The following is a 7,637-nucleotide window of genomic DNA, read 5'->3' as shown; positions in this document are numbered from 1 at the left end:
AATGCGCCGACCCGCACCCCACAGATGCTCCAACACCTGCCGATGCCCGAACGTCAACACACCCGGCCTGGCCACCAACACCCCCAGCACAACCAAGATCAGTTGCACTGAACCTTAGAAACCACCCCGCCACGGCAGGCAATAACTTCATGATCAACGCACTTCTGCGGTAGGTCGGGGTCAGCGGCCCAGGTCCGCCAGGATTCGGCGGGCGGCGTTGTGGCCTGCCGCGCCGATGACGCTGCCGGCCGGGTGGCAGCCGGCGCTGCCGGCGTACACGCCGTCGATGCCGGTGGCGTAGGGCATCCGGTCGGTGAACGAGACCGTGTTGTCGACGTGGTGGATGTGCCCGCCGGTGATGCCGAAGTGCTTCTCGATGCCGGGCGGGGGGAGCGGCACCGCGTCGGCGATCAGGTCACCGGTGCCGGGGGCGTACCGCTCGACGATGCCGATGAGCCGGTCGACGTAGCCGGGCAGTGCCGCGTCCCAGGTGGTGCCGGCCAGCTCGTAGGGGACCGACTGGACGAAGAGCGCCGACGAGTGGTGTCCGGCGGCGTCGGAGAGCGACGGGTCGACGGTGGTGTGCAGGTACCACTCGATGGTCGGCTCCGCCGGCAGTCGCCCGGCCTGCACGTCCGCCCACATCGAGCGCAGCGCGGTCATCGGCGACGTGTCGTCCCCGCCGACCAGCGAAGCGGAGCCGGGCAGCAGGTGGATGGTCGAGCCGAACGGGCTCGGCGTGTCGGCCGGCAGGCAGGAGAACCGGGGCAGCCCGGTGAGCGCCAGGTTGAGCTTGAGGGTGGTGCCGGGGCGGCGGACCGCCGTCATCCGGTCGCCGAGCGGCGCCGGGAGCGCGCCGTCGGGCAGCAGGTCGATCAACCGGTACGGGTCACACGCGCCGAGCACCACCTTGGCGGCGACCTGTCGGCCGTCGGCCAGCACCACTCCGCTGGCCGCGCCGCCGTCGAGGGTCACCGCACTCACCGGCGTACCGGTCAGGATTGTCGCCCCGGCGGCGCGGGCGGCCTCGGCGAACGTCCGTGAGACGGTGCCCATCCCGCCTTCGGCGATCATCCAGGTGCCGCCGGAGCCGGGCAGCCGGCACATGTTGTGCACGAGGAAGTTGTGGCCCGTGCCGGGGTCGTCCGGGCCGGCGTTGAGGCCGGACAGCCCGTCGGTGACCGCGTACATGCTGACCAGCAGCTCGGAGCGGAATTCGAACCGGGCCAGGTAGTCGGCCACCGAGCCCTGCACGAGGTCGACGAAGACCTGCCGCAGCGCCGGTCGCACGTGCCGCTCGGCGGTCTCCTGGACGCTCAGTGGCTCGGCCAGCCAGGCCGGGGCGAGATCCTCGCGCAGCGCGGCCAGCTCGGCCTGCATGGCGTCGTCGGCGGCCACGTCGGCGGGGGAGAAGAACTCCGCGAGCTGCGCGCGGGTGGCTGCGGTGTCGCTTCCGAAGAGCAGGTACGGCGAGCCGAGGCCACCCGGCGTGGGCAGGAAGTAGTGCGGGTCGCGGCGCAGCACCGGGATCCGGACGTCGAGCGTGGCGAGCAGTTCCGGTGGCATCAACCCGAGCAGGTACGAGCCGGTGGAGTGCCGCAGCCCCGGCACCTTCGGGAACGGGTTCTCGGTGCGGGTGGCGCCGCCGATCACGTCGGCCGCCTCCAGCACCAGGACGTCCAGGCCGGCGCGGGCCAGCAGGACTGCGGAGACCAGGCCGTTGTGCCCGGCACCGACGATCACGACGTCGGCGCGGGCCGGAATCTCACTGCTCATGCCGCCGCAGCCTAGTCCGTGGAGCCGGTGCGCTGGGCGCGCCAGCGGGAGAGGGTCAGGGTGGCGGAGTAACCGGCCAGGACGATCACGTGGAACATGTAGAGCCACAGGAGCACGGCCACGCCGGCGCCGATCTCGTCGAAGCCACCGAACGGCACTCCCAGGTCCAGGGGGAGCGAGGCGAAGAGCACGAAGCCGTGCAGGAAGCCGGAGAGGTTCGCCGCGGTGAACGACCCGATCCCGAGCGTGGAGAGCCAATCCGGGGAGGCCGACCCGACGACCCGGAACACCCACACCAGCACCGGCGTGAGCACCAGCCAGACCGCCAGGAACGACAGCACCACGCCCAGCGCGCCGACCCAGCCACCCTGACGGACGAGACGGGTGGTGAGCGGGAGTGCCAGCAGGATCGACAGCAGCAGCGCGGGGGCCGGCGCGAGCAGCGGCAGCAGGAGGATCCGACCCCGCCAGCCGACCAGGTGCTCGTCGGAACGGGGTGCCGCCACCGAGACGAACGCCCGGCGCAGCCCTTCGCCGTACAGGGACGCGGGCAGCAGCGAGGCCAGAGCCAGCAGCGGGGTCAACTCCACCCCGGCGTTGACCAACGCGTCCACCGCGCGGGGTGCGCCGATTGCGGTGGGCAGGGCTTCCACGGCGTACGAGGTGAGCCGGCGTACCCGGTCGGCTCCGGCGACCAGGGAGGTGAGCCAGATCGCCAACAGGGCGACCGGCACCACGGCGATCGCGCCGTAGAAGGTGATCGCGGCGGCGTGCAGTGACAGGTCCCGCCCACGTAGCGGGCGGAACGCGGCCCGGGTGATCCGCTTCGCCTGCTGCCATCCGCTGCCCATCGTGATGCCTTTCCCTGTCGTCGGGACCGCCACTCCTTAAGATCGCGGGTCATGACTGTTGTCACCACGGAACGCCTCATCCTGCGCGATTGGACCGACGATCCGGCTGATCTGGCCCGGATCTACGACATCTACTCCCGCCCCGAGATCACCCGCTGGCTGGGCGCGGCACCGGGTCTGCCGCTGACCGACCCGAGCGAGGCCATCGATCGGCTGCGCATCTGGCAGAACCGGCACGCCGCCGACGGAGGCCGGTACGGCACCTGGGCGATGGAGGTACGCGAGACCGGGCTGGTGGCGGGCACAGTGTTGCTCAAGCGGCTGCCGGGGAACCCGGAGACGCAGCTCACCGAGGACATCGAGACGGGCTGGCACCTGCATCCGGACTCTAGGGGTCACGGCTACGCCACCGAGGCGGCCCGTGCCCTTATGGCGCGGGAGTTCGCCGCCGGCACCTCGGAGATCTACGCGGTCGTGTCGCCGGGCAACGAGCCGTCGATGGCGGTCTGCCGGCGCCTCGGCATGGAGCACGTGGGCCGGCGCACCGAGTGGTACGGCGGTGAGGAGTTGGAGACCTTCGTCCGAGCGGCGCCGACTGCCTGAACACCCGGGCACCTCCGTGCCCGTGCCGTGAGCCCAACGCGTCGCGAACCCTGATGCCGGTGAGTCGTTCTGACGACTCGCCGGCATCACTGTTGTGCCGACGGGCGCCCGCCACAGCCAAGCGGCGACGGCCCGCAGGACGCGCATGCCCATAAATAGTCACGGTGGTCGAAGTGTTGACGCTCCCGTAGCACGTCAGTAACCTTTGGTCAAAGTAGCGCAAGATTTTGACAAAGACGTGCGTGATTTAGCGCATGCTCTCGGAAGATTCAACGGATCCCCTGGAGGGGCCGTTGATGGTCGTCCCACCGCCGCACCCCCACCCCCCGTGGTCAAGCCGCCGCGGCAGCCGTCCCCCGACGACAAGGACAGTGATGAGACGAACGAATCTGTTCAGGATGGTGGCGGCGGCAGCCGCGGCCACGCTGATCGCCACGGCAGGGGCCACCGCCCTCGCGAACCCCGCCGGTGCCGCCGGCCCCGCCGACACGGCGGCCGCGCCGAGCGCCGGCTTCGCCGCGGCGGCCACCAACCTCGCGCAGGGCCGGCCCACCCAGGAGAGCGGCCACGCCGACGTCTACGACTCGTCGAAGGTCGTCGACGGCAACGCGGGCAGCTACTGGGAGAGCGTCAACAACTCCTTCCCGGAGTGGGTCCAGGTCGATCTCGGCTCATCGCAGAGCGTCAACCAGGTCGTACTGAAGCTGCCGACCTCCGGTTGGGGCACCCGGACGCAGACGTTGAGCGTGCAGGGCAGCGTCAACGGTTCGTCGTTCACCGACCTGGTCGGGTCCCAGACGTACACCTTCAACCCGGCTAGCGGCAGCACGGTGACCATCAACTTCGGTCAGACCTCCACCCGCTACGTGCGGATCACCATCACCGCCAACAGCGCCTGGCCGGCCGGGCAGCTCTCCGAGCTGGAGGTGTACGGCAGCGGCGGCACCACCCCGGACACCACAGCGCCGAGCGTCCCCGGCAACCTCTCGTACACCCAGTCGGGCACCACCATCAGCCTCAACTGGGTGGCCTCGACCGACAACGCGGGCGGCAGCGGCATCGCCGGCTACGACGTCTACCGCAACGGCGCGTTCCTCCAGTCCATCGGGAACGTGACCACCTTCAACGACACCCAGCCGACGACGGCCACCGTGTCCTACCACGTCCGGGCGCGCGACGCGGCTGGCAACCTGTCCGGCAACAGCAACACAGTCACCCGGACCGGCGGCGGTGACACCACCGCGCCGAGCACGCCGGGGACGCTGTCGCACAGCACGTCGGGCAGCACGATCACGCTCAACTGGGGCGCCTCCACCGACTCCGGTGGCAGTGGCCTGGCCGGCTACAACGTCTACCGTGGCGGCAACCTCGTCGCGACGCTGGGCACCGTCCTCACCTATCAGGACACCCAGCCGGCGACCGCGACGGTGTCCTACCACGTCCGCGCCCGTGATGGGGCTGGCAACCTGTCCGGCAACAGCAACACCGTCACCCGGACCGGCAGCAACCCGCCCGCCTGCACCAACGTGGCGCAGGGCAAGAGCATGACGGCGAGCGGCTCCACCTTCAGCTTCACCCCGGACAAGGCCAACGACGGGCAGCTCGCCACCTACTGGGAGGGCGCGGCGAGCTACCCGCAGAACCTGACCGTCGCGCTGGGTGCCAACCACTCCATCTCCGGCGTCACCGTCAAGCTCAACCCGGACCCGGCCTGGGGCACCCGTACCCAGACCATCCAGGTCCTCGGTCGCGACCAGGCCTCGTCCTCGTACACCAGTCTGGTGTCGGCGGCGACCTACCAGTTCGTCCAGGGCACCAACGTGGTGAGCATCCCGGTCACCGCGACCACCGCGGACGTGCAGTTGCGGTTCACCGGCAACACCGGCGCCCCGTCCGGCCAGGTGGCCGAGTTCGAGGTGTGCGGCACGCCGGCGCCCAACCCGGACCTGGTCGTCAGCTCGGTGACCTGGTCGCCGACCTCGCCCAGCGAGGTCTCCCCGGTCACGCTCTCGGCCGTGGTGCGCAACATCGGCTCCGCCGCCGCTGCGGCGACCACTGTGAACTTCAGCCTGGCCGGCGCCGTCGCCGGCAGCGCCACGGTGGGCGCGCTCGCCGCGGGCGGCTCGACCACCGTGTCATTCAACGCCGGCACCCGGCCGATGGGCAGCTACGCCGTCTCGGCGGTGGTCGACCCGACGAACACGATCGTCGAGCAGAACAACGGCAACAACAGCTTCACGGCGGCGTCGCCGCTGGTGGTCGCGCAGGCGCCCGGCCCGGACCTGCAGGTGCTCAGCATCGCCTCGAACCCGCCGAATCCGGCGGTCGGCGCGTCGGTCACCTTCACCGTGGCGGTCCGCAACCGTGGCACCACCGCGACCGGCGCGACCACTGTCACCCGGTTGGTGGTGGGCAGCACCACGCTCAACACCAGCACCGCCTCGATCGCGGCCGGCGCGACGGTCAACGTGGCCGTCACCGGCAGTTGGACCGCCACCAGCGGAGGTGCCACCATCACGGCCACCGCCGACGCGACCAACGCGGTGACCGAGACCAACGAGACCAACAACGGGTTCAGCCAGTCGATCGTGGTCGGGCGCGGTGCAGCCGTCCCGTACGTCTCGTACGAGGCCGAGGCCGCTCGCTACCAGGGCACGCTGCTGGAGCCCGACGCGCTGCGTACCTTCGGCCACACCAACTTCGCCAGCGAATCCTCCGGCCGCAGGTCGGTACGGCTCACCAGCACCGGCCAGTTCGTCGAGTTCACCTCGGCCAACCAGGCCAACTCCATCGTGGTGCGCAACTCCATCCCGGACGCGCCCGGTGGTGGCGGCATCGAGGCGACCATCAGCCTCTACGTCAATGACGTCTTCTCCCGGAAGTTGACACTGTCGTCGCGGCACAGCTGGCTCTACGGCAACACCGACGGGCCGGAGGCGCTGACCAACACCCCGCAGGCCGACGCCCGACGGCTCTTCGACGAGTCGAACGCGCTGCTGGCGCAGTCGTACCCGGCCGGCACCCGGTTCAAGTTGCAGCGCGACTCGGGTGACACCGCCTCGTTCTACGTCATCGACATGATCGACCTGGAGCAGGTGGCCCCGGCGGCGAGTCAGCCGGCCGGCTGCACCTCGATCACCTCGTACGGTGCGGTCCCGAACGACGGGCTCGACGACACCGCCGCCATCCAGCGCGCGGTGACCGACGACCAGAACGGCGTCATCAGCTGCGTGTGGATCCCGGCCGGGCAGTGGCGGCAGGAGCAGAAGATCCTGACCGACGACCCGCTGAACCGGGGCACGCACAACCAGGTCGGCATCAGCAACGTCACCATCCGGGGCGCCGGGATGTGGCACTCGCAGCTCTACACGCTGACCGAGCCGCAGAACGTGGTGGGTGGCATCAACCACCCCCACGAGGGCAACTTCGGCTTCGACATCGACAAGAACACCCAGATCTCCGACATCGCCATCTTCGGTTCCGGCCGGATCCGTGGCGGTGACGGCAACGCCGAGGGTGGCGTCGGTCTGAACGGTCGCTTCGGCACCGGCACCCGGATCAGCAACGTGTGGATCGAGCACGCCAACGTGGGTGTCTGGGTGGGTCGCGACTACGACAACATCCCCGACCTGTGGGGGCCGGCCGACGGGCTGGAGTTCACCGGCATGCGGATCCGCAACACGTACGCCGACGGCATCAACTTCAGCAACGGCACGCGCAACTCGCGGGTGTTCAACTCGTCGTTCCGCACCACCGGTGACGACGCGCTCGCGGTCTGGGCCAACCCGTACGTGAAGGACCGCAACGTCGACATCGCCCACGACAACCACTTCGTCAACAACACCATCCAGTTGCCCTGGCGGGCCAACGGCATCGCCATCTACGGCGGCTACGACAACTCGATCGAGAACAACCTGATCTACGACACCGCTAACTACCCGGGCATCATGCTGGCGACCGACCACGACCCGCTGCCGTTCTCCGGCACGACCCTGATCGCCAACAACGGGCTCTATCGCACCGGGGGCGCCTTCTGGAACGAGGACCAGGAGTTCGGGGCCATCACGCTCTTCCCCGCCACCAGGGACATCGTCGGCGTCACGATCCGCGACACCGACATCATCGACTCCACGTTCGACGGCATCCAGTTCAAGAACGGCGGCGGCAACATGCCGAACGTCGCCATCACCAATGTGCGGATCGACAAGTCCAACAACGGCGCCGGCATCCTCGCGATGAGCGGCGCGCGCGGCAACGCCAACCTGACGAACGTGACCATCACGAACTCGGCCGACGGCAACATCGTCATCCAGCCGGGCTCGCAGTTCGTCATCAACCCCTGATCACCACGTTTTCCAGGAAGTCGGGGGGGGCGCCCCCCCCCGCCCCCCCCCCGTCCCGCAGCCC

4 protein-coding genes are annotated in these 7,637 nt (G+C 69.7%); 2 read left to right on the top strand and 2 right to left on the bottom strand.

From position 1 onward, the window contains the following. Positions 1-180: 180 nt before the first annotated feature. Positions 181-1,776, bottom strand: coding sequence for an NAD(P)/FAD-dependent oxidoreductase (locus tag KBX34_RS32530; protein WP_210928918.1), 1,596 nt, complete (start codon positions 1,774-1,776; stop codon positions 181-183). 11 nt (positions 1,777-1,787) lie between these two features. Continuing rightward, positions 1,788-2,627 carry a YhjD/YihY/BrkB family envelope integrity protein gene (locus tag KBX34_RS32525; RefSeq protein WP_088946665.1) on the bottom strand — a complete coding sequence of 280 codons (840 nt, stop codon included), beginning with the start codon at positions 2,625-2,627 and terminating at the stop codon, positions 1,788-1,790. Positions 2,628-2,678: 51 nt separating this feature from the next. Between KBX34_RS32525 and KBX34_RS32520 the strand changes: the two genes are divergently transcribed. After that, complete coding sequence (locus tag KBX34_RS32520) at positions 2,679-3,230, top strand: GNAT family N-acetyltransferase (RefSeq protein WP_088946666.1); 552 nt, start codon at positions 2,679-2,681, stop codon at positions 3,228-3,230. Positions 3,231-3,604: 374 nt separating this feature from the next. Further along, a complete protein-coding gene (locus KBX34_RS32515) occupies positions 3,605-7,573 on the top strand; it encodes a CARDB domain-containing protein (protein ID WP_210928917.1) in 3,969 nt (1,322 codons plus the stop codon). Positions 7,574-7,637: the final 64 nt, after the last annotated feature.

This window comes from Micromonospora sp. M61, from assembly GCF_018070245.1.
GTDB lineage: Bacteria > Actinomycetota > Actinomycetes > Mycobacteriales > Micromonosporaceae > Micromonospora > Micromonospora zamorensis.
Note: the sequence above shows the minus strand (reverse complement) of the source record. Positions and strands in the feature narration are given on the sequence as shown.

Coding starts and splice junctions, on each gene's coding strand:
- KBX34_RS32530 (WP_210928918.1), bottom strand. CDS start 1,776: ATGAGCAGTGAGATTCCGGCCCGCGCCGACGTCGTGATCGTCGGTGCC.
- KBX34_RS32525 (WP_088946665.1), bottom strand. CDS start 2,627: ATGGGCAGCGGATGGCAGCAGGCGAAGCGGATCACCCGGGCCGCGTTC.
- KBX34_RS32520 (WP_088946666.1), top strand. CDS start 2,679: ATGACTGTTGTCACCACGGAACGCCTCATCCTGCGCGATTGGACCGAC.
- KBX34_RS32515 (WP_210928917.1), top strand. CDS start 3,605: ATGAGACGAACGAATCTGTTCAGGATGGTGGCGGCGGCAGCCGCGGCC.